This window comes from Sphingomonas sp. PP-F2F-A104-K0414 (assembly GCF_004340945.1).
Classification (GTDB): Bacteria; Pseudomonadota; Alphaproteobacteria; order Sphingomonadales; family Sphingomonadaceae; genus Sphingomonas.
Genome location: NZ_SLYD01000021.1, coordinates 1 through 2,161 on the forward strand (window position 1 = coordinate 1; position 2,161 = coordinate 2,161).

General features: G+C 62.5%; 2 protein-coding genes. Both read right to left on the minus strand.

All coding sequences use genetic code 11. The features are described 5' to 3' along the window. Positions 1 to 263 precede the first annotated feature (263 nt). Entirely contained in the window at positions 264 to 1,682 is a 1,419-nt protein-coding gene (locus tag C8J46_RS20620) for a hypothetical protein (protein ID WP_132742552.1), read from the minus strand. Beyond that, a partial coding sequence (locus tag C8J46_RS21065; RefSeq protein ID WP_165886696.1) for a hypothetical protein occupies positions 1,682 to 2,161 on the minus strand: 480 nt, incomplete at its 5' end. The genes C8J46_RS21065 and C8J46_RS20620, both read right to left, overlap by 1 nt.

The window sequence follows — 2,161 nt, forward strand, 5'->3', positions numbered from 1 at the left end:
TCTGCTCTTCCGAAAACTGCTTCCGCTTCATCTGTCCGTCCCTTTCCGGGGTCGGACTCTAGCTTCAACTGGAGGAAAAAACGGGGGTCACGTCAGGCATGGACAATCGCAGTTTGCGTGCTCGCGACAGCAGCATTCTACTTCTACGATAAGCCGGTCAGAGATTGGCTCAATAAGCGCTTGAGGTCGAAGCCCGGCGTCGCTGCCGCATCGGCGCCCTGAGGGCGGCAGCGCGATCGTAGGTCGATGCGCTGCCGACCAGTTCACGCCCTGACCAGTTCCAGCCTGATGCTGGCCGCGGGGCCCTTGGCCTTGTCGATATAGACTTCCGTGACGGCACCGGCGTCCTTCGGCCAAGTGATCTTCGCGGAATCGCCGGGGGCGAGCTTATCGGTTCCGACGTACATCGTCTTGTAGTCCGACTTCTTGACCTGCATCTTCGCGGTGATCCCGCCCTCGCCGATCGCGCGCACGATGTACGTCGCGCCCGGCTCGGGATTAAGATTCCAGCAGGACTTCTGCCAACCGAACTTATCGGTCTCGTCGTGAGTCCACAGGCTCTGCTGGATGGCGAGCGCTTCGGTGGTGGCTTCGCACTGGTACAGGTCCGAGCGGGCGTCATAGCGGCCGAACATCTTCGAGTCGGGATACGCCTTCCACGGTCCACGCATTGATAGCAAGTTCGTCGAGCGGGGCGGCGTAGGCGTGAACGGCTTGCCGTTGCGGTCCTTCCAGCCGGCGACCGAGGCGACTGGACGCAGCGCCGCCTTGATCGCCTGCATGTCAGGATCGAACACCTGCGAATATTTGCCGTCGACGTAGCTCCGGTTCCACCCGCTGCCGATCTCGGCATAGATGTTCATGGTGTCCTGGGTCGCATCGACGACCCGCCCGCCATAGAGCTTCAGCGTCCGCGCGATCGTTCGGCTTTCCTCCAGCGCAAGCGCCTCGGCGTCGAAGCTGGCGGGCAGCATCAGTAGCGAGCCGATCTGGAACGGGCCGCTATAGCCGCCCGCGTGATCTTCGAGCGTTGCAGGCCAGACCGGCCCGGCCTTGATGCCGTTCTTGTCGAGACCGATCGCGAGCGCGTGCGGCACGACCTTCATGCCGCGCTCCGACTTCAGCAGCAGGCCGCCAGCCGTCGAGCACCCAGCTGCTCGGCTGTTGTCCGGATTGGCTACCGTACCCCAACCGCTGCCGCTGACCGACGAATACGCATATTTGTCGCAAGACCATTGGCCCGAGACCTTCCGCAGCGCGAAGAAGCTGTGCAGATCGTCGCCGTCGAGCACCTCGCAATGCCCGTCCGTTCCCGACGCCGGCACTGTGTCCGCCGGGAAGCGCGGGATCAGCACGTCGGCGCCTTCCAGTGCGTTGGCGATCTGCTTGGCTCGCACCGTCACTGGCGCGTCGCCTGCCTTCGCCACGAAGATCTTCGATGCATACGCCGCCTCTTCGATCCACGGCTTCTGTTTGGCGGCTGGCACCACGTCTTTGCCGAGGACCAGCGCGACCGGGATCAGGTTCCAGGGCGACTGCGCTGAGAATAGCGCTGGGATCGGCGGGGCCGGCTTTGCCGCGACCGGGACGACGTCGATCGACGCCGTCCCAGCCTGCATATCGATCGACATCGACACCGACTTGGTAGTGGCCGGGTCGAAGGTTGCGGTTAGCGCACTCATTATGCCTTACCCGAATAGGCGGCAGCATAGGTCGGCGCTGGGCCGTACTGCGCGAGCCACGAATTGAACAACGTGTTCGGCGTGTGAAGCTCAAAGTCACCTACGTTGATAAAGCGGTCGATCACGTCCTGAAGCGCCTGATACTCTGGCGCATTCTGGAACATGTCTTGATGACCAGCGAGGATCAGCAACCCGTTTTCTTCAACCACCCTATTGATCTGCGACTGCACCTGCGATGTGATGCTGCGTGCCGGCGTCGCGCTGAGGTTCGGCGAGAAGCCGTTCAAGTTCATTGCCATCATCTGCATCTGATCGACGGGCGGGAACGTCTCGTTGCGCGCGAACGACGGCGTTGTCTGCGAGCCGTTGACGAACCGCTGGCAGGTGCGCGAACCAGCTTCGATCATCGCAGCGCGAGCGTTGGGCGTCCCCATGTTCACGTTGCTGTAGTAGGTGCCGTCACCAGCATCACCGATCCA

Bases quoted from the DNA above. Each gene is read 5' to 3' on its own strand.
- C8J46_RS20620 (WP_132742552.1), bottom strand. From the start codon at position 1,682: ATGAGTGCGCTAACCGCAACCTTCGACCCGGCCACTACCAAGTCGGTG.